17 protein-coding genes and 3 pseudogenes are annotated in these 23,080 nt (G+C 69.2%); 15 read left to right on the top strand and 5 right to left on the bottom strand.

Going from position 1 to position 23,080, the window contains the following annotated elements:
• Positions 1 to 45: 45 nt before the first annotated feature.
• Positions 46 to 903, bottom strand: a complete 858-nt coding sequence (locus tag QF035_RS47270; RefSeq protein WP_307528352.1) for a LysR family transcriptional regulator — start codon at positions 901 to 903, stop codon at positions 46 to 48.
• A gap of 68 nt (positions 904 to 971) precedes the next feature.
• Here QF035_RS47270 and QF035_RS47265 point away from each other — a divergent pair, with 68 nt between their 5' ends.
• Both QF035_RS47265 and QF035_RS47260 read left to right on the top strand, forming a co-directional pair.
• Positions 972 to 1,922, top strand: a complete 951-nt coding sequence (locus tag QF035_RS47265) for an EamA family transporter (RefSeq protein ID WP_307528350.1) — start codon at positions 972 to 974, stop codon at positions 1,920 to 1,922.
• 212 nt (positions 1,923 to 2,134) lie between these two features.
• Complete coding sequence (locus QF035_RS47260; RefSeq protein ID WP_307528348.1) at positions 2,135 to 4,114, top strand: serine/threonine-protein kinase; 1,980 nt, start codon at positions 2,135 to 2,137, stop codon at positions 4,112 to 4,114.
• Positions 4,115 to 4,160: 46 nt separating this feature from the next.
• On the opposite strand, the gene QF035_RS47255 is transcribed toward QF035_RS47260, so the two are convergent.
• Positions 4,161 to 5,012, bottom strand: coding sequence for a helix-turn-helix transcriptional regulator (locus QF035_RS47255; RefSeq protein ID WP_307528347.1), 852 nt, complete (start codon positions 5,010 to 5,012; stop codon positions 4,161 to 4,163).
• Between the two features lie 86 nt (positions 5,013 to 5,098).
• Between QF035_RS47255 and QF035_RS47250 the strand changes: the two genes are divergently transcribed.
• From QF035_RS47250 to QF035_RS47215, 8 genes and pseudogenes are all read left to right on the top strand, one after another.
• Complete coding sequence (locus QF035_RS47250) at positions 5,099 to 5,902, top strand: SDR family NAD(P)-dependent oxidoreductase (protein ID WP_307528346.1); 804 nt, start codon at positions 5,099 to 5,101, stop codon at positions 5,900 to 5,902.
• 121 nt (positions 5,903 to 6,023) lie between these two features.
• A complete protein-coding gene (locus QF035_RS47245; protein WP_307528345.1) occupies positions 6,024 to 8,183 on the top strand; it encodes a protein kinase domain-containing protein in 2,160 nt (719 codons plus the stop codon).
• Positions 8,184 to 8,278: 95 nt separating this feature from the next.
• Positions 8,279 to 8,611: pseudogene (locus QF035_RS47240) on the top strand (MFS transporter); the annotation flags it as partial.
• Positions 8,612 to 8,916: 305 nt separating this feature from the next.
• Positions 8,917 to 9,747 (top strand): annotated as a pseudogene (locus QF035_RS47235) (IS5 family transposase); the annotation flags it as partial.
• A gap of 201 nt (positions 9,748 to 9,948) precedes the next feature.
• Positions 9,949 to 10,317 (top strand): BlaI/MecI/CopY family transcriptional regulator, encoded by a 369-nt coding sequence (locus QF035_RS47230; RefSeq protein WP_307528343.1) that lies wholly within the window; start codon positions 9,949 to 9,951, stop codon positions 10,315 to 10,317.
• 292 nt (positions 10,318 to 10,609) lie between these two features.
• A complete protein-coding gene (locus QF035_RS47225; RefSeq protein ID WP_307528341.1) occupies positions 10,610 to 11,635 on the top strand; it encodes a C40 family peptidase in 1,026 nt (341 codons plus the stop codon).
• A gap of 55 nt (positions 11,636 to 11,690) precedes the next feature.
• The gene (locus QF035_RS47220) at positions 11,691 to 12,563 is read left to right on the top strand and encodes a F510_1955 family glycosylhydrolase (protein WP_307528339.1); all 873 of its coding nucleotides are present in this window, start codon (positions 11,691 to 11,693) and stop codon (positions 12,561 to 12,563) included.
• Positions 12,564 to 12,725: 162 nt separating this feature from the next.
• Positions 12,726 to 13,004: a hypothetical protein gene (locus tag QF035_RS47215; RefSeq protein ID WP_307528337.1), complete on the top strand. Its 279-nt coding sequence runs from the start codon at positions 12,726 to 12,728 to the stop codon at positions 13,002 to 13,004.
• Positions 13,005 to 13,088: 84 nt separating this feature from the next.
• On the opposite strand, the gene QF035_RS47210 is transcribed toward QF035_RS47215, so the two are convergent.
• Together QF035_RS47210 and QF035_RS47205 are read right to left on the bottom strand one after the other, a co-directional pair.
• On the bottom strand, positions 13,089 to 14,702 hold the full coding sequence (locus tag QF035_RS47210; RefSeq protein WP_307528335.1) for a multicopper oxidase family protein: 1,614 nt from the start codon (positions 14,700 to 14,702) through the stop codon (positions 13,089 to 13,091).
• A 75-nt stretch (positions 14,703 to 14,777) separates the two neighbouring features.
• Entirely contained in the window at positions 14,778 to 15,209 is a 432-nt protein-coding gene (locus QF035_RS47205; protein ID WP_307528333.1) for a DUF6153 family protein, read from the bottom strand.
• Between the two features lie 512 nt (positions 15,210 to 15,721).
• Here QF035_RS47205 and QF035_RS47200 point away from each other — a divergent pair.
• The 5 genes and pseudogenes from QF035_RS47200 to QF035_RS47180 all read left to right on the top strand — a co-directional run.
• Positions 15,722 to 15,947, top strand: a pseudogene (locus QF035_RS47200) (MFS transporter); the annotation flags it as partial.
• Between the two features lie 470 nt (positions 15,948 to 16,417).
• The gene (locus QF035_RS47195) at positions 16,418 to 16,759 is read left to right on the top strand and encodes a hypothetical protein (protein ID WP_307528331.1); all 342 of its coding nucleotides are present in this window, start codon (positions 16,418 to 16,420) and stop codon (positions 16,757 to 16,759) included.
• Between the two features lie 778 nt (positions 16,760 to 17,537).
• Entirely contained in the window at positions 17,538 to 18,683 is a 1,146-nt protein-coding gene (locus QF035_RS47190) for a PLP-dependent cysteine synthase family protein (protein ID WP_307528329.1), read from the top strand.
• Positions 18,683 to 19,981: an MDR family MFS transporter gene (locus tag QF035_RS47185; protein WP_307528327.1), complete on the top strand. Its 1,299-nt coding sequence runs from the start codon at positions 18,683 to 18,685 to the stop codon at positions 19,979 to 19,981. The genes QF035_RS47190 and QF035_RS47185 overlap by 1 nt, the downstream gene beginning before the upstream one ends.
• Before the next feature lie 523 nt (positions 19,982 to 20,504).
• Positions 20,505 to 21,590, top strand: coding sequence for a L,D-transpeptidase (locus tag QF035_RS47180; RefSeq protein WP_307528325.1), 1,086 nt, complete (start codon positions 20,505 to 20,507; stop codon positions 21,588 to 21,590).
• 540 nt (positions 21,591 to 22,130) lie between these two features.
• Here the strand turns inward: QF035_RS47180 and QF035_RS47175 are convergent.
• Positions 22,131 to 22,985 (bottom strand): DUF5134 domain-containing protein, encoded by an 855-nt coding sequence (locus QF035_RS47175; RefSeq protein ID WP_373466832.1) that lies wholly within the window; start codon positions 22,983 to 22,985, stop codon positions 22,131 to 22,133.
• Between the last annotated feature and the right edge of the window lie 95 nt (positions 22,986 to 23,080).

Here is a 23,080-nt window from a genome sequence, read left to right as displayed (position 1 = left end):
TTCCGCGTAGAACTGTTCCGCATAGAACCAACTGGCTGAAGCCGGTCAGCCGTTGCGGTAGAGAGCCGTGAGCAGTTCGATCGCCGCCTGGGTGGCGGGGTGCGGGTCGTCCCGCCACCAGGCGAGGCGTACGGCGATGGGTTCCGCGTCGCGGACCGGCCGGTAGACGATGCCGGGCCGGGGGTACTGGTGGGCGGTGGACTCCGCCGTCAGGCCGATGCAGCGGCCGCTGGAGATCACGGTGAGCCAGTCGTCGACGTCGGACGTCTCCTCGGTCTCCGGGCGGGCGTCCGGCGGCCAGAGTTCGGCGGTCGTGGTGCCGGTGCGACGGTCGACCAGCAGGGTGCGCCCGCCGAGGTCGGCGAGCCGGACCGAGCGGCGCCCGGCCAGGGCGTCGTCGGCGGCCAGGGCGCACAGACGCCGTTCGAGCCCGACGATGGCGGAGTCGAACCGCCGGTCCTCCTCCAACGGCCTGCGCACGACCGCGAGTTCGCAGGCGCCTTCCGCCAGACCGGCGGTGGCGGAGTTGACGCGGACCAGCCGCAGGTCCGTCTCCGGTTGCGCCTTGGCCCAGCGACGCTGAAAGGCCGACGTGTGGCGGCCGAGCGCCGACCAGGCGTACCCGATCCGCAGACGCGTATGACCCGACCTGGCCTCCTGGACCAGATCGGTCACCTCAGCGAGCACCCGCCGGGCGTGCGCCACCACGCGCAGTCCCGCCGGGGTCGGCGCCACCTCGCGCGAGGTGCGGCGCAACAGCCGTACGCCCAGGGCTCGTTCGAGCGAGGCCAGGGTCCGGGACACGGCCGCCTGGGAGACGCCGAGCGCGATGGCCGCGTCGGTGAAGGTACCCTCGTCGACGATCGCGACGAGACAACGCAACTGCCGTAGCTCCACATCCATGACTGAAGCGTATAGATTTATCGCTGGGTGCATTTTGCGCAAGAGCTGCCAAGTCACACGATCGAAGCATGCGAGCCGCACCCACACCGGGCACCACCGCCTCCGTACGCCCCACAGTCGCGCCCCGCCCCGCGGCACCCGCGCGCCGGGCGGCCCAGGGTCTTCCGGATCCGCGGCCGACCGGACCGTCACAGCGGCTCGCCGGTGTGGCCACGATGATCGGCAGTGGTCTGTCCACGCAGACCGGCGCCGCGATCGGGTCCCTCGCGTTCCCCGTGCTCGGTCCGGCCGGGGTCGTCGCGGTCCGCCAGTACGTCGCCGCGGTCGTCCTGCTGACCGTCGGCCGGCCGCAGCTGCGGTCGTTCACCTGGTGGCAGTGGCGGCCGGTGCTGATGCTGGCCCTGGTGTTCGGGACGATGAACCTGTCCCTCTACAGCGCCATCGACCGCATCGGCCTGGGACTGGCGGTGACCTTGGAGTTCCTGGGCCCGCTCGCCATCGCCCTCACTGCCGCGCGCCGCCGCGTGGACATCCTCGCCGCGGTGGTCGCCGCCGCCGGCGTGGTGACGCTGATGCGCCCCCAGCCCTCGACCGACTATGCCGGGATGGCCCTGGGCCTGCTCGCCGCCGCCTGCTGGGCGTCGTACATCCTCCTCAACCGGACCGTCGGCCAACGCGTCCCCGGTGCACAGGGTTCGGCCGCCGCGTCGGGAGTCTCCGCTCTGATGTTCCTGCCGGTCGGCGTCGTCCTGGTGCTCCGGCACCCGCCGACCGCCGAGGCCGTCGGTTACGCCGTCGCCGCCGGGGTGCTCGCCTCGGCGGTGCCGTACCTCGCGGACATGTTCACCCTGCGCCGCGTACCCGCCCAGGCCTTCGGGCTCTTCATGAGCGTCAACCCCGTCCTCGCCGCCGTGGTCGGCTGGATCGGCCTCGGCCAGAACCTGGGCCCGACGGAGTGGGCGAGCATCGGGGCCGTCGTCGCCGCCAACTCCCTCAGCATCGTCACGCGGCGCACCTGACCGGTGCGTGATCCTCACGTGTCGTCCACCGGCCACGACGACCGAAGGAGTATGCGTGTTCGGTCGGAGGAAGAGCCCGCGGACGTCGCACCACCTGCAACTCGAAGCCGGGTAGCCTCTGTTCACATCAAGCGGAAGCTCGTGGACCACCGGCTCGTGACCCTTCGTGGCGGTGAGTGGGGCCGAAGTGCCGACCGAGGGGAGACAGTCAGATGACGAAGCCGTCGACAGACGACTTCGATGCCACCTCCGGTGGGGTTGGCGACAGAATCGGCCGGTACCGACTGCTCAGAACCCTCGGCGCGGGCGGCATGGGCCGCGTCTGTCTGGCGCGTTCGGAGGGCGGGCGCACGGTCGCGGTCAAGCTCATCAAGCCGGAGCTGGCCGCCGAACCCGAGTTCCGCGAGCGCTTCCGGCTGGAGGTGGCGGCGGCGCGCAGGGTGAGCGACCGCTGGACGGCGCCGGTCCTCGACGCGGACACCGAGGCCGAAACGCCGTGGGTGGCCACCGGCTACATCGCGGGTCCCTCGCTCGAACACATCGTCTCGCCCCACGGACACGGCCCGCTGCCCGCCCCTTCCGTACGCACCCTCGCCCATGGACTCGCCTGCGCCCTGCTCGACATTCACGGCGCGGGACTGGTCCACCGGGACCTCAAGCCCTCCAACGTCCTGATCACCATCGACGGCCCCCGGGTCATCGACTTCGGCATCGCGCGGGCGCTGGACGCGGTACCCGGTTCGACCCCGACCAGCTCGGGCGTGCTGGTCGGCTCACCCCGCTTCATGTCGCCCGAGCAGCTCAGGGACGAGCCGGTGGGCCCGGCCTCCGACGTCTTCTGCATGGGTACGGTCCTGGCGTATGCGGCGACCGGGCAGACGCCGTTCGGCGGTGGCGGTTCCGGCGGGGTCCACGCCGTGATGTTCCGTATCGCGCAGGAGGAGCCGGACCTGACGGGGATCGAGGAGCCGGTACGGGGACTCATCGCCGACTGCCTCGCCAAGGACCCGGCGGCCAGGCCGACTCCGCAGCAGGTGGTCGAACGGATGCGACCGGTGGCAACCGGCGCCTCGTCCCCGCCGTGGCTGCCTGCCCAGATCATCGCCGAACTGGGGCGCAGCGCCGTCCAGTTGCTCGACACGGACACTCCGCCGCATGCGAGCGCGATGGCAGCGCCCGCACCGGCCACCGTCGTGTCGTCGCCCGCACCGGCCGCGCCGGCGCCTTTGTCCGCGACTTCGACCGCCGCCTCGCTCGTCACCTGGGAGGAACCTCCCGCGTCGGAGCAGTCGGAACGGTCGGAGTGGGGAACCCAGGTCGTGCCGAGGCCGGACCACAGGCACACGGAGTCGACTCCTTCGCCGCGCCCTCGCCCGACGGGCAGGGGCCGACGGGCCGCGCTCGCGCTGGCGGCGGCCGCCGTGGTGGCAGGAGGCGCGTACGCCGCGTGGGCTGCCGATCTCCCGCTGCCCGACGGGGGCTCGGAATCCGGCTCCAATGACAGCGGCGGCGTGACGTCCGACGTGCCCGAGGCGTTCGTGGGCATCTGGGCGGGCGAGGTCGAGCGGGACGGGAAGCCCACCGATCAGTACCGCCGGTTCGTCGTCTCGTCGGGGCAGGTGGGCGAGGTCGTCGCCACCAGCATCAGCCTCGGCAAGGAGTACGAGTGCAAGAGCGACGGCAAACTCGCCGCCAAGCCGTCCGGCGGCGGTACGTCTCTACGGCTGGACACCAAGGTCGTCAACAGCGTCCCCCCGGGCTCCTGTTCGGCCCTCGGCGAGCATGTCCTCTCCCGGTCCGGCGGTGACTCCCTCCGCTGGGAAGCGGCGGGGCGCAGCGCCGAACTGCACAGGATCAAGGGCCCGGAGAAGCTGCCCGAAGAACTGCTCGGCACCTGGCAGCGTTCCCTCGCCAACGGCGGCACCCAGCGCATGACCATCGACCGGTCGCCGGTGGGCAGCCCGGCCGCCACTCTGGTCTCGAACGGCGGCGGCGAACACTGCGAGGCCGACATGAACCTGGTCTCCGTGGGCGACACGAACGATCCGGCACGCTTCGCCCCACCGGCGATCGACCGGACCGCCTCCTCCGGCCCCTGCCTCCGCGGCGGCTCCTCCACCCTGCGCACCGAGGGCGACACACTCGTACGCGAACTGGCCGACGGGCGGCGGCTCACGTATACGCGGGTCTGAGGGCCGCCGGACCGCCCACCCGGACCACGTACCGGCCCGGCCCGCCTCAGCGCCCCACGTCCATGCTCTGCGTGCCGATGACCGACAGCAGTCGCAGTGCCTCCTCGGACGGTGAGCCGGGGGCGGCGGTGTAGATCACGACCTGCTGGTCCCGGTCGGTGATGTCGAGGGCGTCGCAGTTGACGGTGACCGGGCCGACCAATGGGTGCTGGAAGGTCTTGCACAGGGTGGGCTCGGCGCTCACGTCGTGGGAGGCCCACAGCCGGCTGAAGTGCTCGCTTCCGGCGAGTAGTTCACCCACCAGCCCGGTCACCTCGGGGTCGTCGGGATAGCGGGCGGCGGTGGCGCGCAGCCGTTGCGTCGCGTTGCGGGCGAACGCGTCCGCGTCCGACACTCCGTACAGCCGCCGCCCCTGCGGGTGCGGCCCGAGGAAGACACGGCGTACGAGGTTGCGGTCGCGCCGCGGAAGGGCGGAGAAGTCCTCCATGAGGGCGGCCGCCAGATCGTTCCAGGCGATCACCTCGAACGTCGCGGACGTCACGATGGCGGCGGCCTGCGGCAGCCGGCTCAGCAGGTCGAGGATGCTCTGCCGCACCTCGCGCGAGGGCCCGGGCGGCGGGCCGGGCGGTGCGCCGGCGAGGTGGTGGAGGTGGTCGCGCTCGGCGTCCGACAGGCGCAGGGCCCGGGCCAGCCCGGCCAGCACCTCGCGCGACGGGCGCGGGCCGCGGGACTGCTCCAGGCGCGTGTAGTACTCGGTCGAGATGAACGCCAGCTGCGCGACCTCCTCGCGGCGCAGTCCCGGCGTGCGGCGGCGCGGCCCGGCGGGCAGCCCCACGTCGGCGGGGGTGATCCGCTCGCGCCTGCTGCGCAGGAAGGCCGCCAGTTCTTGTCTGTCCACACCCCCAGTGTGCGCGGGTGGCGTGGGCCCATCCAGGTACCGCCGGTGCCTGGATGGGCTCCGCGGACCGGCGCAGGCTCACTGCCATGGACAACACACGAACCACCGGCACATCCGCCGCCCCTGCCACCTTTGGCCTGCTGGACGGCAAGGTCGCCTTCATCACGGGCGCCGGTCGCGGGATCGGCGCGGCCGCCGCGCGGCTGTTCGCCCGAGAGGGCGCCCGGGTACTGCTCGCGGCCCGGACGGAGGCCCAGCTGAAGGCGGTGACCGAGGAGGTCAGGGCGGCGGGCGGCATCGCGGACCACGTGGTGTGCGATCTCGCCGACCCGGACGCCGTACGCGCCGCCGTGGACCGCGCCGTGGACCTGTACGGCCGTCTCGACATCGCCTTCAACAACGGCGGTACGTTCGTGCCGCCCGGCCCGATGGACCAGGTAACCGAGGCCGACTTCGACCACGTCTACGCCGTGAACCTCAAGGGCCCGTGGCTGGCCATGGTCGCCGAGGTCGCCGCCATCCGGGCCACCGCCGGGACGGGGGCCATCGTCAACAACTCGTCCGTCGGCAGCCTGATGGGCAACCCCGAACTGCCCGCGTACGGTGCGATGAAGCGAGCGGTCAACAGCCTCACCGAGTCGGCCGCCATCACGTACGGCCCGGAAGGCATCCGCGTCAACGCCATCGCCCCCGGCAACACGCTGACCGAGATGATCCGTACCTGGGAAGAGGAATCACCCGGCCTCCAGGAGCGGCTCCGGGCGCACACACCTCTGCGCCGCGCGGCCGACCCCGACGAGATCGCCCAGGCCGCCGCCTGGCTCCTCAGCGACCGCTCCTCGTTCGTGACCGGCACGGTCCTGCGGGTCGACGGCGGCGCGCGAGCCTGAACCGTAGGCACGCGTTTGCGTTCACCGGATGAGCCCGGGCGACCGGGCACTAGAGTGAAGGGTCCCTGTCAGGAAGACCCGGGCCGGAACCACCCAGGCGTGCATTGGTGAAGGAGACACGGTGACCCTGCGCGAGAACGATCCGCGGTCAGTCGGCGGCTACCGGATCGAATCGCGGATCGGGAGCGGCGGCATGGGCGTCGTCTATCTCGGCAGGTCGGCCTCGGGGCGGGCCGTCGCCGTCAAGGTCGTACACACGAGGTATGCCGACAACGCCGAGTTCCGGGCCAGGTTCCAGCAGGAGATCGTGGCCGCGCGCCGGGTCAGCGGGGCGTTCACCGCGCCGGTCGTGGACGCCGACCCGGACGCGGAACGACCGTGGATGGCAACCGCGTTCGTCCCGGGCCCCACTCTCGCCGAACGGGTCGCCGAGGCGGGTCCGCTGGATTGGCGGGCGCTGCGTCGCCTCGGCACCGAACTCGCCGAGGCGCTGCGTGAGATCCACCGCGCGGAGGTCGTGCACCGGGACCTCAAGCCGAGCAATGTGCTCCTGCTGGAGGGCGAGGGCGACGACGGGGCGGCACGCGTCATCGACTTCGGCATCTCGCGTGCGGCCAGCAGTGATGTCCGCACCCAGACGGGCATGGTGATGGGCTCGCCGCCGTTCATGGCACCGGAGCAGTTCAGCCGCCCGCGCGAGGTCGGCCCCGCCGTCGATGTGTTCTCGCTGGGGGCGGTACTCGTGTACGCGGCCACCGGGCGCAGCCCCTTCGAGGCGGAGAACGCCTATCTCGCCGCGTACAACACCGTGCACAGCGAACCCGAGCTGGGCGGGCTGCCGGAGCCACTGCGTCCGTTGGTCGCGTCCTGTCTGGCGAAGGAGCCGGCGGACCGTCCGACGTCGAGCGAGGTGCTGGGCGCACTGACCGGGCTGCCGGAGGAGCCGGCTGACGAGGAGTCCGACGAGGAGCCGTCCCGGATCCCGGTGACCGTGCTGTCGGAATCAGGGGCGTCGCCGTCCTCGGGCGCGAAGCCGACCGAACGGAAGCGCCGTGGGAAATGGCTGTGGACCGCCCTCGTCGGCGCGGTCCTCCTCGGTATGACGGGCGTTGCTTCGGTCACCGTGCTGGACGACGACCCGGCGAGCACGGTCGACGAGGCCGACCAGGCCGGCCCGCAGGCGTCGCCCCGTGGTTCGGCACCAGCGGGCTGGCGGCCCTGGCACAACGCACTGGAGCCGGACGAGGACGATCCGATGCCCATGGGCCCGACGTGTGTTCCGGACGCGCTCGGTGTCTTCTGCTCCTCTCCCCAGGTCGCCCTCATGCGACTGAGCTCGGCGACGGGCCGGGTGGACTGGACGAAGCCCATGAGCAGGAAGCAGGTCGACGGTTTCTCGCTGCGCGATCCCGTCGTCCGCGAGGGTGTGGTGTTCGTCAACAGCTCGGACCGTTCCGAGGGAGTGGACGCCTACGACGCCAGGACCGGCGCGCGGCTGTGGCATGTGGACGGTCCGGTGGGCGACTTCGCGTACCTGAGCGGGGTGCTGCTCGTACGGCTGGACGAGCTCGGGCCTTCCGACACCGCGCGCTTCGCGGCGTACGAGCCGCGCACAGGGGAGGAACTGTGGCGGCGCAAGCTGGCTTCCGCGTCGGCGAGCCCGTTCCACGAGGGGTCCAAGGGGACGTTGTACGCCGATCTGCGCGGCGGCTCCGGCGGCATAGCCCGCCTCGACGCACGGACCGGCCGGACCCTGGGCAACGTCGAGGCACCCAAGGGCGATCTGTGGCTGGCCACCGTCCACGACGACACGGCGTACTACGCCCGCTGGGACGACAACTCCGGGGTATCCGCCGCCTTCTTCATCCAGGAGCTCGACAGCGGGAAGACCCGCCGAATCGACTTCCCCTGGAGCGTCGAGCCGGAAGCGCCGCCGCTGGTCCGCGGCGACACCATGTACATCTTCGACTACGGCAACGAGACCCTGCTCGCCCTCGACCTGAAGCGCGGGAAGCCGCTCTGGACCAGCTCGCGCGACCTGCGCGTCTTCAGCGAACCGGCCCTCCACGACGGCCGGTTGTACGTCACGATGCCGGACACCAGCGTCCTGGCCCTCGATCCACGCACCGGCAAGGAGATCGGGCGTACCGCCTCGTCCTTCGACACCGAGGGCCGCTCCTTCGAGGAACTGACGCCGAACTCGGTGCCGCCGCTTCTGGTGGGCGGTGTGCTGTACGGGGTCAGCGGGCCGGGGGTCTTCTCGGTGGCCGATGTTCCCTGAGCGCCGAGGTCGTCGGGTTGAGCGGCCCTGACGCCCAGCGCGCCGGAGCGCCCGAACGTCGGAGCACCGGAGCCCCCGAGCGCCGGGCGACGCCCTTGCCCAGCCCCCGGCTCCGTATCGCCCTCACCACGTTCTTCGCCCTCGACGGCTTCATCTTCGCCGGCTGGGTCGTCCGCATTCCCGCCATCAAGGAACAGACCGGCGCCTCCGCCAGCACACTGGGACTCGCCCTCCTCGGCGTCTCCGCCGGAGCCGTCGTCACGATGATGTTCACCGCCAGGCTCTGCCGCCGCTACGGCAGCCACCCCGTCACCGTCGTCTGCGGCATCCTGCTCTCCCTCAGCGTCGCACTGCCACCCCTCACCCACACCACCTGGACACTCGGCACGGTCCTGCTGATCTTCGGCGCCGCGTACGGCGGGATCAACAACCAGCAAACACAAAGACTCCCGCAGCCGACCGGACTGCGAGACCTTCGGGCGCCGCCGTGACGCCCCCTCTCCTGGTTGAAGGCCAACGGAGTGTTTTGTCCTGGGGAAAGTGTTTGGTGACTCTTTGGGCGTCAGGTCGATCCAAGAGTGCCGGGGCCAGGGATATCTCGTGTGTCAGGTGATGCAGTTGACGACAGGCGCAGGCCCTTTTCGGCCCGTTCGCTCCTGTCTGATCCCAAGGCGCCCCTGCTGAACCCCTTTTCGCCCTGTCGATGCGAGGGTCTCGACGGCAATACCGAAACATGACGCGACAGCGCCCGTATCCCAGCGATCTGTCCGATGCCCGCTGGGAGTTGATTGAGCCCGCCCTGACCGCCTGGCGGGCCGAGCACAGGGGAATGGGTCTGGATATCGGGCGCCGGCCCCAGCATGACCTGCGCCGGATCATGGACGCCATCCTGTATGTGGACCGGACCGGGATCCCTCGGCACCACCTGCCGCACGACTTCGCACCGCGGGAGACCGTCTACGGGTACTTCGCCGCGTGACGGAAGGACGGTGTCTTCCACCAACTCAACGGCGCCCTTCGCCATTTGGTGCGCCAGGCCGAAGGCCGGAACGCCGAGCCGAGCGCCTGCGCGCTCGATGCCCAGAGCGTCAAGACCTCCGCGAACGTGCCGGCTTCTGGGCAGGGAATCGACGCAGGGAAGAAGATCGCAGGCCGCAAGCGTCACCTCGGCGTCGACACTCCCAGCCGACTCCTCGCCGTCCGGGTCACCGCTGCCAGCGTCTCCGACAACATCGGCGGCATCCACCTACTGTCCCGGATCGCCACCTCAAACCCACAGGTCAGAAAGGCCTGGACGGACACCGGGTACCGCACCAAAGCCATCGGTCACGGCGCACGTCTCGGTATCGACGTCGAAGCCGTCCGCCGGGATCCGTTCGCGAAGGGATTCAAGGTGACCCCGCGGCGCTGGGTCGTCGAGCGGACCTTCGGCCTGCTGATGCACCATCGCCGTCTCGTCCGCGGCTACGAGACCCATCCGCATCGCCCCGAAGCCATGATCCGCATTGCGATGATCGACCTCATAAACAGACGACTAACCCGCGAACCCACCCTGAACTGGCGCAATGCCCGACTTGGAACCAAACAACAAAATACTCTGCACAGATCCGAACGCTCGTTACGCCCCGCGTCTCACGACGTGATGACATGCACCACCGGGAACGATTCGAGGGACCAGCCGCTGCTTCTGCCCCTTCCGCTCGGGTAACGAGTGCCCTGCCGTCTACTATGGATCTGCGTACAACAACGGCGGAGAGGAACGGTCATGCGGCGGCTGGGAGATCTCGAGGCGGAGATCATGGACCGCCTGTGGAAGTGGAACCGTCCCGCCACGGTGCGTGAAGTCGTGAACGACATCAACAAGCAGCGGGAAGTCGCGTACACCACGGTCATGACCGTGGCCAACATCCTCTACAACAAGGGCTGGCTGCTGCGCACCAAGCAAGGCCGCGCCTGGCTGTATGCGCCGGTCCGCACCCGCGAGGCCTACTCGGCTGCGCTCATGGAAGACGCGCTGGGTGCCAGCGAGGACCGCTCGGTGGCCCTGTCCCACTTCGTGGAGAACATGTCCGAGGACGAGATGGCCGCCCTGCGCAAAGCCCTGCGGAACGCGGGGCGTCGGGCCAAGGCCTGAGCACCTCCCCATCGGTTACGCGACGACGATCGACGTTGCCGCGCCATATGCGACAGCGCACAGCACCCGAACCGCATCGCGCACCTGTACCCATCTGGTGTACGTGGGCACGCGTCAACGCACCTGCTGGTCACCTATCCCTTCCGAACCACGACAACCGTGGGCGAGAACCCCCCTTTTCGGACTCGGCTTGCCACCCGTTCTACGAATCTACTAAGTTTTCCCTCATTCGGGCGACGTAATCCATGCACGTCCCGGCCCACGTGCAGACGAGCAGAGGAGTGCCCACGGAATGGGAACCCACCGCCGCCCGAAGCCGCCCAGTCGCACCCGGATCGCCACCCTCGGCATAGCTGCCGGTGCCGTCAGCCTCCTGCCGACGCAGAGCCAGGCCGCCCCGAAGCCGACGATGGACGAGGTGCGCAAGCAGGTGGAGAAGCTCTACGAGGAGGCTGAGGCCCCCACCGAGGAGTACAACGCGATCCGCGAGGAGCAGAAGAAGCTCCAGCGCGAGGCCGACCGCGGGCAGGACCGCATCGCCCGCAAGCAGGAGGAGGTAAACGAACTGCGCGCAAAGATAGGCCCGTTGGCCACCGCGCAGTACCGCAGCGGCGGGATCGACCCCAGCGTGCAGCTCTTCCTGTCCGGCGATCCGGACGACTACCTCGACAAGGCCCAGATGATGGGCCGTACCAGCGACCGGCAGGCCGACGCTCTGCGCGCCATGCAGAGCAAGCAACGCGAGCTCACGCAGGACCGCGCGGCCGTCACGAAACGGCTGAAGTCCCTGGAGGAGACGCGCGCCAAGGCCGCTGAGACAAAAGACGAGGTCCAGGGCAAACTCGCCGAGGCCCGCAAGCTGCTGAACAGTCTGACCGTCCAGCAGCGCGCCAAGATGGAAGCCGACCAGGAGCGCGACGACGCCGCCACGGGCGCCAGCGACACAGCCGCCTCCTACAACGGCCCCGCCAGCGGCCGCGCCAAGGCCGCACTTGACTTCGCCTACGCACAGCTCGGCAAGCCCTACGAGTGGGGCTCGACCGGCCCCAACTCCTTCGACTGCTCAGGGCTGACGGGTGCGTCTTGGCGTGCGGCGGGCGTCTCGCTGCCGCGCACCGTCCAGCAGCAGTACGACGCGGGCCGCAAGGTGGCCAAGTCGGATCTGCAGCCCGGCGACATCATCTATTGGTACAACAGCACCCAGCACAACGGGATGTACGTCGGCAACGGCAAGGCCATCCACGCCCCGCGCACTGGCAAGAACGTCGAGATCGTCCCTCTGGACAGCATGCCGTTCTTCGCCGCCAGCCGACCCTGACCTACGCGGCCGACCGGCCCTGGGCATCAACACCCGCACCGCCCGAGGAACTTCCGTGACTGCACGCCCGGCCGCCCGCCCTCTCCTCGCTGCTGCGAGCGTCACGCTCGCAGCCCTGGTCCTCGCCGCCTGCAGAGGCGGTTCGTCAGACACGGACACGGGGACAGACGCATCGGGTTCCTCGGAGATGCTCGCGCATGTGCACGGCCTGGGTGTCGATCCGGCCGACGGACGTGCGTACGTCGCCACTCACAACGGTCTCTACACGGTGGCCAAAGGGCAGAAGCCGAAACTCGTCGGCGACCGCAAGGACGACTTCATGGGCTTCACGGTGACCGGCAAGAACACGTTCATCGCCAGCGGACACGGCGCGCCCGACGGCGACCGCCCCGGCAATCTCGGCGCGATCGAGACCAAGGACGCGGGCCGAACGTGGACGTCGCGGTCGCTGTCGGGAGAGGCCGACTTCCACTCGCTGAACTCGGTCAAAGACACGGTCTACGGATACGAGAGCGGACAGGTCAAGGTCAGCGGTGACCTCAAGAGCTGGGACAACAGGGCAACACTGGACGCTCTGGCCCTCGCGGCGGACCCGACCGGAAACGAGACTCTGTTGGCCACGACGGCCGAAGGGGTTGTCTCCAGCGCCGACGGCGGGCGCACCTTCGACAAGGGGGCCGGACCAGTCCAGGCCTTCCTGTCCTGGCCCGTCGAGAAGGCCCTGTTCGGCATCGACCCGGCCGGAAAACTGAGCCGCAGCGAGGACGGCGGCACGACGTGGAAACAGCTGTCGGCCGTACCGGGCGGGCAGCCCCAGGCGCTGACCGCCGTGGACGCCGACCACGTCCTCGCCGCGACTCAGACCGGCGTGTACGAGTCCCGCGACGGCGGGAAGACCTTCACCGAGCTCGCACCGCTTACCTCCTGAGACCCAGCCTGCGAAGTACGCTGCCGAATTCGCGCGGCCCCGCCCATTCGCTTGTCCAGTGGCACAGCGTCGAAGGTCGGAAGGTCGGGGCGAAGTCGCCGGATGAGGGCGGCTCGACTGGCCGCGTTCCCCGGAGGCGGGGATTCATGGTCATGACGATCCGTGGCTGCTCATACCGCCGCCGATCGCATCTTCGGCCCTCTGGGGCTGGCAGTACTTCTCACCGCTGCCGTCAGCTTCTTCGGTCTGCGCGCGGTGGCGGAGGGGATGGCTGAACCCTCCGGCGAGAGCGGACACAGCCACGGCGGCGGCACGGAGGAGGAAACGACCGAGCACGACACCAAGGAGGACCCGCCCGCCTCCGCCTCCGAGTCCCCCGCACCGGAATCGAGCGTGACCTCCGCGGAGTCCCGTCACGAGGAGGACGGTCACGGTCACTGACTCCAAGAGACAAGCCACCTGTACGCCGCGTTCGGCCGGACTCACCAACCGCCGGTGAGTCCGGCCCTGCACGGGAAGCGATCGTCAGGCCCGATAGGCCACGTTCGCCATCATCCCGGCCTCTCCGTGGTACGCGTTGTGGCAGTGCAGCATCCACTGGCCCGGGTTGTCCGCGTCGAAGAACACGGACAGCTTCTTCTTGGGCAGCACGATCGCGGTGTCCTTGCGCGGGCCGGAGCCGCCGAGTTGATACGTATGGCCGTGCAGGTGCATCGGGTGCCACATGTCGGTGGTGTTGACGAAGTCGAGCCGCACCCGCTGACCCTCCTCAACGAGGATCGGGCTCGCCTCGGGGGCGTTCATGTCGAACGGCTCTCCGTTGATGGCCCAGTTGTACTTCTCCATCCCGCCGGTCAGCTCGATCCGGTGCACGACGTCGGCCTCGGCAGACTTCAGGCGCACCTCGTCGGCAGCCCGCAGCCGGGACGCCGTCATGATCATGCCGTCGAGCTCCTTCGGCCGGACGGCGGCGGACGGCGTGCCCCCCGAGCCGGTCCGCACCAGGGCCAGGCCAGTGGCGTCCTTACCCTCGGCCAGGGCGACGAGCGGAAAGACGCCGTCGCCGAGGGTGACGAGGACGTCGTACCGCTCCCCCATGCCGACCAGCAGCGCGTCCACCTCCTGGTGCCGGACCGGGAAGCCGTCGGTGTGGGTGATGGTCAGCTTGTGGTCGCCGAGAGCGACCCGGTAGGCGGTGTCCCCGCCCGCGTTGATGATCCGCAGCCGCACCTTCCTGCCGGGCCTGCCGGTGTAGACGTCCGGATCGGCCGCCACCCGGCCGTTGACCAGGTGGTGCGGGTATTTCACGTCGCCGGCGTCACCGCCGAGCAGATCGCTCTCTGCGCCCATGAGCATGAACTTCATCGACATACCGTCGGACGAGGCGGAGGCCGAGGGGGACGCGGCCTCACCCATGTCCATCCCGCCCATGTCCCCCATGTCGTGGCCTTCCATGCCGCTGGAGCCCGCGCTGGGGCTGCTGTCCCCCATGCCCATGCCGGCCATGCCCTGCTTCAGCTCGGCGAAGACTTCGTCGGGGGTGCCGGTGACTCCGTCCACCCAGTCGTCGAGCAGGACGACCCACTCGTCGTCGTAGTCGAGGCTCTCCTTCGGGTCCTCGACGATCAGCGGAGCGTACAGGCCACGGTCCAACTGGACGCCGACGTGCGGGTGGAAGAAGTACGTACCGGGGGCGTCGGCGATGAACCGGTAGGTGAAGGTGGAGCCGGCCCGAACGGTGGTCTGGGTGGCGGGCGGCACGCCGTCCATGTCGTTGCGCAGCGCGATGCCATGCCAGTGGATCGACGTGGCGGTCTTGTTCGGGAGCTGGTTGGACAGCTCAGCGACCAGGGTGTCGCCGACGGAGAGCCGGACCTCCTTGCCCGGAGCGCGGCCGTCGAACGCCCAGGTCTTGGGCATGACGCCGCCACCCAGGTCGATCATGGCGGGTGCGGCGGTCAGGGTGAGCCTGTGCTTCCGTCCGGTGCTGGCGCGCTTCTTCTCGCTGTCGGCGACCGCCGAGCCGGCAGGGTTGACGAGAGCGGTGTTGCTGGAGCCGCTGCTGCAGGCGGCGAGCGCGCCGGCCCCGGCGACGCCCAGCCCAGCGAGCAGGACGGAACGGCGGTTGGTGCTGTTCATTGCCTTGTGTCCTCTGTTTGAAAACTGCCGATGTGGTCGCGGAGGGACGGCACATCGCGCGCCGTCCGGCGCGGCCTATATGCGCAGTTGAGAGAGGACGGACAGATCGGGCGGTGCACGGCCGACCGTGGCGCCGGGCGTGCGTCCGACCGTGTACTGCCGCAGGTTCGACAGCGGGTCGAACGCGATCAGGCCAGGCACGGCGAGCTGCACGGAGCCGATGCTCACCGTGGCGCAGTGCTGCATTCCGGGTGCGGCACACCCGCTGTCGCCGACGTTGTGCGGCGAGGCGCCCGAGACGGACCATGCCGCCTCGCCCGGCATCACGTGGAGGATATGAGCAGCGCTCGACATGGCGCCATGTGCTGCGCGCTGCGCCGACGGGACACCTGGCGCGGACGTTTCGTGGTGAACGAGAACGGCCAGCGCGACAAAAAGGGCGAGGAACGCCCCGTACGCCCAGCGGACGGCAGTGCCGCCGACGCTGCGAGCTGCCCGTATCGTCATCGTCTCCACCTGTGGTTCGGCACCTGCCGTGTCGCACAGCCGTGTGCGAGCACCGAAGCCCTGTACGACTATACCCCCGGGGGGTGTTGTACGTTTTCCCGGACCACCCCGCTCCGAGCCCTCCATTGGCTACAGCAGGGCCACGGCTGCGGACGACGCCCGGCACTCGCGTACCGCTTCCTGTGCGCCAAGCCGCGACCGCGCCCCACGACCGGCCGCGCAAACGTGCGGCCGGAGTCCACCGTGCCACTCAGGGGCCGGACGGGTGCTGCGCTTGCGGCACCCACCGACCGGCAGGGATACGAAACATCTTAGTAGACGCAGACGGTGCTCAGTCCGCGGCTGCATCGCTCTGCCCGCATACGATCATCGATGCGTCAACTCGCCCGCAGGATTCCGAGGCACCGCCGACAGAGACATAGACCCCAGTCGAGGCCGACTCCTCCCAGCACGCCCAGTGGGCCCGGGCCGCCCAGCCCCGCTCCCCCGAAGGAGAGCAGCGGCAGACGGCTGTCCTCGCCCTGGGTCTACCGTGGTTGGCGACCGTAGAGCCGACCGGCACCTTCCTGGTGGACGTCCCGCCCGCCTCACCGATCGCCGCACTCGGCATATCACCGGCATACACCCCGGCGAAGATGTCTGGCGTTCTGCAGGATCGCGGGCCTGGCCTCCGGCATCGTCAACACCACCTACCAGGTGGGCTCCACCCTCGGTCCGGCAGCGGGCACCGCGGCCGCCGGTGGCCTGCTGACCGCACCGCCTGATGCGCAGTAGCGGGTCCGCGAGCCACCAGGGAGCGCAAGAACCCACTGCTCGACCGCAGGACGAATCCGCGAACACCTAGGAGGTCAATGGAACTCTGTGACTTCCTGCACAGGAGGCGACCTGGGCGGGCACCGCATGAGCCGGTCGAGGGGTGGAATCCTTCGGGGACCGTACGGGGCCCGTCCCCCTGTGACCGGGGCACTCAACTCCACGAGCAGCACAGCGCCCCACGCATTCGCTACGAGCAACTCGCCTAATCCACACACCAGTTGTTAAGACACCGTTCCGGAACCGGGTCATCCATGCGGCAACGGACGCGTTAGGATCACGGCGTGGTTACGCCTTGGTCTCCCTCCGGTACGCCGCAGACTCGCCCTTGGGCCGGTCTGCTGCATCTGTTTGGGCTGGCCACCATGCTGTTCGGCCTTGTATACGCCCATAGCGTGAGCACGGAGAGCGTCGCGAGCCACGTTGCCCCCGCCACGGCGACGGCCACCCATGGCGGCAGCGGCCAGGCCGAGGCCGCCACCGAGGATGCGGAGCCGGTGCTCCTGGAGACACCGTCGGGCTCCCATGGCGACGGTCATCAGACCTCCCACCCCGCACAGAAATGCGTCCCCGGTCAGCCGCAGCACGGCGTCTCACTCGACGCGCCCGGCACCTCACCGCTGGACATGGCGTTCTCGGCCGCCGAAGCGACACTCGGTCAGGCCGCCCCTATCGGATCGGGATCTACCGGGTCCGGGCTCGCGGAGTCCAGAACGTCAGCTGTGATGCAGGTCTAGATTTCGGCGCGCCCCTTCACTGGCCAATACCGTTCTGAGCCACATGGACCACTAATGTCCACTGTGTGCGGCTTTGGCTGGATCCAGGCGCCCGACCTCCCGTACGGCCTCTCGCAGGCCGTGAACGGGCCGGACGAGGGCGCTCGCTCACCGCTCGCCGACGCCTCGCCGCTCCCCTCTGCCCAACCATGCCGGGGGGACGGCTGCCGCACGGAGGACCTGTGCCGATCCCTCCCCTCGTACGTCTCGCCCGACCGGGCTCGCCGTCACCCCGGCGGTTACTGGCCTGGGTGCTGGGCGCGCTCCTGCTGACGGGCGTCCTCCACTGCCCTACTTCGCCTCATGACGCGGGTCACGGTCACTCGCCGCCGCTGGTACTGGCCAGTGACGCCTCGCCCGAGGCAGAGTCACCCGACCGGGACGCGCCCGCGCATTCGCATTCCGGCACTCTCTGCACGGCCCTCGGCCTGACCCCCCAAGCCCACGGCGGAACGAACCCACCGGCGCGTACGGCGCTCCTGCCTCTCACCGGAGTCGCTGAGGGCGCAGCTGCCGAACGCCTGTTGCCGACTCCACGCGGGTCTGACAGACGGATAGCCACACCCGGCCGCTCCACGCTCACGATCGTCTGTCGGTGGCGCATCTAGACCTCTCGGCCGCAGCCGTACGAACCGGCTGCCGCGCGCTGCCCGACCAGGGCCGGGGCACCCCCTGCCCTGGTCGGGCCGCATGCGAGATGAGCGAACACCTGACGCACATCTTCGAACGAGAGCGGACCATGAATTCCCCCACAACTGATCTGACCTCTCCTGCCCGCTCCACCCTGTCCGGGCTGGTCGGCAATACCCCTCTGCTGCACGTATCCGAACCCCTCGCCTCGGCAGGACGCGGATTCTGGGCGAAGCTCGAGGGCTTCAACCCCGGCGGCATCAAGGACCGTCCGGGCCTGCACATGGTGGAGCGTGCACGCGCCCGCGGCGATCTGCGCCCCGGAGCCAGGATCATCGAGTCGACCAGCGGCACGCTCGGCCTGGGCCTCGCCCTGGCCGGCATGGTCTACGGCCATCCGGTCACCCTGGTAACCGATCCGGGCCTGGAGATGTCCATGACCCGGCTGCTCACCGCGTACGGAGCCCAGGTCAACCTCGTCTCCGAGCCACACCCGACCGGCGGCTGGCAGCAGGCCCGCCGCGACCGGGTCGCGCAACTGATGGAGCAGTATCCCGGCTCGTGGTGCCCGGACCAGTACAACAACCCCGACAACACAACTGCGTACACTCCGCTCGCACTCGAACTGGCCACGGAACTCGGTCACATCGACGTACTGGTGTGCAGCGTGGGCACCGGCGGACACTCCGCCGGAGTCTCCCGGGTCCTCCAACAGCTCTATCCCGATCTGAAGCTGGTCGGCGTCGACACCATCGGCTCGACGATCTTCGGGCAGCCCGCCCGGCCCCGGCTGATGCGGGGACTCGGCTCCAGCATCTACCCGCGCAACGTCGCCTACGACAACTTCGGCGAGGTCCACTGGGTCGCCCCGGCAGAAGCGGTGTGGACCTGCCGTCAACTCGCCGCGTCCCACTACGCAACCGGCGGCTGGAGCGTCGGCGCGGTGGCGATGGTCTCCGGCTGGCTGGCGCGCACGCTACCCACGGACACCCGGATCGCGGCGATCTTCCCCGACGGCCCGCAGCGCTATCTCGGCACGGTCTACGACGACGACTACTGTGCCGCGCACGGCCTGCTCGACGCCCCGCCCGCACCCGAACCTGAGGTGATCGGCCGACTGAACGAAAAGGAGGTCACCCGCTGGACCAGGTGCACCACCGTGGTGGATCCGCTCGCGCTGAACGGCCGGGAGCAGGACACCGACGTGGTGGACCTTGCTCCCGCCTCCGAGGCCGACTCCGAGGAGACGCCGTGATGAAGAGCACCCTCGCGCAGGTTCGTACCTACGAGCGCAGTGTTCAGCTGCTGATGGTGAATCAGTTCAGCATCAACCTCGGCTTCTACATGCTGATGCCGTACCTGGCCGCGCATCTGGCAGGCCCGCTCGGCCTGGCCGGCTGGCTGGTCGGGCTGATCCTCGGCGTGCGCAACTTCAGCCAGCAGGGCATGTTCCTGGTGGGCGGCACGCTGGCCGACCGGCTCGGCTACAAGCCGATGATCATCGCCGGGCTCGTACTGCGGATCGTCGGCTTCGCGACCCTCGGTCTGGTGGAGTCCGTACCCGCCCTGCTCGCCGCTTCGGCGGCGACGGGACTGGCAGGAGCGCTGTTCAATCCGGCCGTGCGGGCCTACTTGGCCGCGGACGCGGGTGAGCGACGGGTCGAGGCGTTCGCGCTGTTCAACGTCTTCTACCAGGCCGGGATACTGCTCGGCCCGCTGGTGGGCATGCTGCTGACCGGTGTGAGCTTCCGCGTCACGTGCCTCGTCGCGTCAGGGATCTTCGCTCTGCTGAGCATCGTCCAGATCCGGGCCCTGCCCGCCCGCCGCGGCGATGACGCGAAACGCGAGCAGGACCAGGAGAGCGTGCTGGCCCAGTGGCGCGGCATCCTCGCCAACCGGCCGTTCCTGCTGTTCTCCGTGGCCATGATCGGCTCGTATGTCATGTCCTTCCAGGTCTATCTCGCGCTGCCGCTGGAGGTACGGCGGCTGGGCGGAGACGGGACGTTCGGCACGGCCGCGGTGGCGCTGCTCTTCGCCGTCTCCGGACTGAGCACGATCCTCGGGCAGACCAGGGTGACCGCATGGTGCAGGGCCCGCATGGAACCGGGCCACGCGCTGGTGTGGGGTCTGCTGGTCATGGGAGTGGCGTTCGTGCCGCTGTTGGCAGCGACCGCAATTCCCGTACCGGACGGCGGAATGGGCCTGTGGCTGCTGGCGGCCGTGCCTCCGGCACTCTCCGCGCTGCTGCTCGCTCTGGGCACGATGATCGCGTACCCCTTCGAGATGGACACCATCGTCCGCCTCTCCGGTGACCGCCTCGTGGCCACCCACTACGGGCTCTACAACACCATCTGCGGCATCGGCATCACCCTCGGAAACCTGCTCACCGGTGTCGCGCTCGACGCCGCCCGGGACGCCGGGATGTCCGCGTTGCCGTGGATGGCGCTGCTCGTGCTCGGCCTCAGCTGCGCGGCCGCCCTGTACGGGCTGCACCGCACGGGTCGGCTCGCACCGCCGACGCGCGTCAAACAGCGCGAGCCCTCGACGGCCTGACACAACCGGCCCATAACGGAGACGCATAACAGAGGGGCGGGCGGTGCCAGCGAGCATCGCCCGCCCTTCCGCTCTCAAGAAGTCGAACTCCGCACCGTCTGAGAGTGGTTGTGGCCGTGACGGGTCCCCTTGTCCGGTAACCAATGGGTTCTGCGGCGCCTCTCGGTCTACCCTCGTATACTACGAATACGCTTCGTAGCAATCCACGCTCCCCAATCCTGACAACCGCGACACACAGCCGCGTTGACCCCACGCGAGCCCTGGAGCCACGAGCCCCAACCTGCGGGAACCGAACAAGGTCGCCGCTCGTCTACTAATCTACTTAGCTGTATTTGGATGGAGGACGACTGTGCAAGACAGCCGACGGGGGCACAAGGAGCGCGCAGAGCAACGGCCTCGGCGCAGGCGGCTGGGGTTCGCCGCACTCGCCGTGGCCGGAATCGTGACTCTGGCCGCCTGCAGTCAGTCCGACGGTGGAGCCTCGAAGGAATCGCCGGCCTCGGATTCAAAGCCGGGTGCAGAGGTGGACGGGGATTCCGGCAGGAACGGGTCAGCTGCCGTCACGGTCTCTCCCGCCACGGACAGCAAGGACGTCATACCCGGCGAGCCGCTCACAATAAGGGCGAGCGACGGGAAACTGGCATCGGTCACGGTCACCGCCGGTGACGGCAAGGCACTCGACGGCTCGCTGTCCTCCGACGGCACCTCCTGGATCTCGTCCCATGCCACCGGGTACGGCACCACCTACACACTCAAGGCCCAACTCGCCGCCTCCGACGGCGAGAAGAAGACCCGCACCAGCAGCTTCACAACGCTGAGCAAGGACGAGATCTTCGTCGGCACCTATAACGTCGACAAGGGCGCCACCGTCGGCGTCGCCCTTCCGGTGTCGATCGTCTTCAACAAGGCGATTCACGACAAGGCGAGGGTGGAGCGAAGGCTGAACGTGACCTCCTCGCCGGCCGTCGAGGGCGCGTGGAACTGGATGAAGGACCGGGACGGCAAGGACCGGGTCGACTTCCGGCCCAAGGAGTACTGGAAGCCCGGCACCAAGGTGAAGCTGCGGTTGGACCTGGTCGGCGTAAAGAACGGCGAGCTGATCGGCACCCAGAAACGCGAGGTCGACTTCACCATCGGCAAGTCGGTCGTCAGCACGGTGGACGTGGTCAAGAAGACCATGACCGTGGCCGAGAACGGCAAGGTCATCAAGACTCTCCCGGTCTCCACGGGTAAGAAGACCTTCGAGACCTGGAACGGCACCATGGTGGTGCTCAGCAAGGTGCCGACGATCCGGATGAACTCCGCCACGGTCGGCATCTTCGGCCCCGAGGCGTACGACCTCGGCGCCGTCAAGTGGGACGTCCAGCTCACCCCCTCGGGCACCTACGCCCACGCCGCCCCGTGGAACGACGGCAAGTTCGGCAAGGTCAACGCCAGCCACGGCTGCATCGGCCTGAGCACCTCCAACGCCAAGTGGTTCTACGACCAGGTGAACTACGGCGATCCCGTCATCGTCGTCAAGTCCACGGACACCGTGGACGTGAACAACGGCTACAGCGCCTGGAACGTCAACTGGGAGACATGGAAGAAGGGCAGCGCGCTCGCCTGACGTCCGCGCACCCGAAGAGAGCCCTGCCCGCCGACCCAGTGTCGGCGGGCAGGGCTTCGTCATGTGACACGTCCGAAGGCATGGAGAGCATGCCCGGCGTGCCCTGAGACTCAGCAGTGCTGCGCCGGATCCGTCGGCCGGGACGTGGCACCGCTGGTCCACTCCCTGCACAGCCTCCGGCTCCGGCACTCGTCGGTGCGACTTGTCCGAAGGCATGCGGTCGTACGAGGCTGTGGTGGAGGCGACGAGGAGGCCACCCGGCTTGTCGGACCTGGTTGGGAATCACCCGCACGTCCGTTCCTGGGCCACCGATCAATACACACTCGTGGAGATCTTCCGGAATTGCGGCGGGCGACACTGCCGCCGATGGCTACCCGGCTCCGGTCGCGCGAGGCCTGCGCCAGCCGCATTCACGGAGTCGATCCGTGAGGAATGCCGCCGACCGTGACGTACTGGGGCTGGTGGAGCAAGGCCGCGATGTGGTGTCGGCGGTCGCGGAGGCGTCCCTCCGGTGCAGGTACGGCATCGACCGCGCGGCGGTCAGGAGACCATCATCAGCAGCATCGCCGACATGGCCCCTCCCATGCCGATGTGTGCGGCCAGGGCCGCGTCCGGCGCAGCACCGAGGCGACGACGACGCCCGTGGCCGCTGTTGCCCGCGACGGCGCCGCGCCCACGGGCGGTGCGGGCTTTGTCCCATACGGAGATGGTCAGGGAAGCGATGAAGACGACTACGGTGTCCGGCATCGCGAGCGCCCAGTGAACCCAGGCCCTGCGACGACCTGCTTCCCGGCCTGTCGCGGATGCCATCCGATCGGTGCCGCGGACCCGCGCCCACACAGACGCACCGATCGACAGCAGGAAGTACACCGCTAGCGCCCCGACAACGAACCGCCACACAGAGGTGGAAGCAGAAGCAACCGGAGTGTCACTGCCGGCTGCGGCGGCGGCCATGCCCGGCATCTCCATTCCCGCCATGCCCTCCATTTCCGCCATGCCCTCCATACCGGCCATGTGTTCCGTGCCTGCCGTCGTGTTGTCCATGCCGGCCATGTGCTCCATGCCCGGCATGTCCGCCATGGAGTTTCCCAGAGCGAGTACCGGCCCGGAGGACGTGCTCGTCATGGCCAGCGTCATGATCACCATGCCGACGCTGCCCACGATGAGGTGTACCCAGTGGCGGCCATGGCTCCAGCCGGATTCCTTCGTGTGACGTACGGCCATCACCACACCGCCGAGACCGAGAAGGGCGAACGCCGCTGCCCACCACATGCCGTACCCGGCGTACCAGGCCGCGGTCGCAGGCAACGCCATGGCCGCCATGCACACACCCATCAACAGATCGCCGCCTGCGGCGAACCTCACTCCGCCCCTGGTGGTAAGCACCCGAACCATGCTGACTGCGGCTACCAAGCCGGCGATCAGCGCAACCGACCAGCTCAGAGACAGACTTCCCATCATCACCCTTCCGCATCGGCCGGCTGGCGAGC

Origin of the sequence: Streptomyces umbrinus (assembly GCF_030817415.1) — a bacterium.
Classification (GTDB): domain Bacteria; phylum Actinomycetota; class Actinomycetes; order Streptomycetales; family Streptomycetaceae; genus Streptomyces; species Streptomyces umbrinus_A.
This window is presented reverse-complemented; position numbering and strand designations above follow the sequence as displayed.

Excerpts from the sequence above, each read along its gene's own strand:
- QF035_RS47260 (WP_307528348.1), top strand. The coding sequence starts at position 2,135 with ATGACGAAGCCGTCGACAGACGACTTCGATGCCACCTCCGGTGGGGTT.
- QF035_RS47265 (WP_307528350.1), top strand. The coding sequence starts at position 972 with ATGCGAGCCGCACCCACACCGGGCACCACCGCCTCCGTACGCCCCACA.
- QF035_RS47175 (WP_373466832.1), bottom strand. The coding sequence starts at position 22,985 with ATGGTTCGGGTGCTTACCACCAGGGGCGGAGTGAGGTTCGCCGCAGGC.
- QF035_RS47185 (WP_307528327.1), top strand. The coding sequence starts at position 18,683 with ATGAAGAGCACCCTCGCGCAGGTTCGTACCTACGAGCGCAGTGTTCAG.
- QF035_RS47230 (WP_307528343.1), top strand. The coding sequence starts at position 9,949 with ATGCGGCGGCTGGGAGATCTCGAGGCGGAGATCATGGACCGCCTGTGG.
- QF035_RS47190 (WP_307528329.1), top strand. The coding sequence starts at position 17,538 with ATGAATTCCCCCACAACTGATCTGACCTCTCCTGCCCGCTCCACCCTG.
- QF035_RS47250 (WP_307528346.1), top strand. The coding sequence starts at position 5,099 with ATGGACAACACACGAACCACCGGCACATCCGCCGCCCCTGCCACCTTT.
- QF035_RS47205 (WP_307528333.1), bottom strand. The coding sequence starts at position 15,209 with ATGACGATACGGGCAGCTCGCAGCGTCGGCGGCACTGCCGTCCGCTGG.
- QF035_RS47210 (WP_307528335.1), bottom strand. The coding sequence starts at position 14,702 with ATGAACAGCACCAACCGCCGTTCCGTCCTGCTCGCTGGGCTGGGCGTC.
- QF035_RS47225 (WP_307528341.1), top strand. The coding sequence starts at position 10,610 with ATGGGAACCCACCGCCGCCCGAAGCCGCCCAGTCGCACCCGGATCGCC.
- QF035_RS47270 (WP_307528352.1), bottom strand. The coding sequence starts at position 903 with ATGGATGTGGAGCTACGGCAGTTGCGTTGTCTCGTCGCGATCGTCGAC.